This window comes from Bacillus sp. SIMBA_005, assembly GCF_046535585.1.
Lineage (GTDB): Bacteria > Bacillota > Bacilli > Bacillales > Bacillaceae > Bacillus > Bacillus pumilus.
Genome location: NZ_JAWRWI010000520.1, coordinates 1 through 267 on the forward strand (window position 1 = coordinate 1; position 267 = coordinate 267).

Here is a 267-nt window from a genome sequence, read left to right on the forward strand (position 1 = left end):
GTCCCAGGTCCAGTCGAGCCGGTTGCCGGCGACGGCGTGCACGTGTCGCCGCTGCAGGACGCCCGAGCGGATCACGGCGTCCGCGCCGGGCGTCAGCCGGTAGCTCTCGACGTTGCGGTAGTCGCGCTGCGCGTCGTAGCGGTACAGCGTCTGGCGCAGCGTGCCGCGCGCCGATGCCTGCCATTCCAGCACCGACCGCGCCCAGGTCACGTCCTGCCGGTAGACGCCGTCGTCGACGTTGTAGTTGCGCGTACCGGTGCCGGGCAG

1 protein-coding gene is annotated in these 267 nt (G+C 72.3%); it reads right to left on the bottom strand.

The features are described 5' to 3' along the window. A partial coding sequence (locus tag SB660_RS21145; protein ID WP_410584352.1) for a hypothetical protein occupies positions 1-267 on the bottom strand: 267 nt, incomplete at both ends.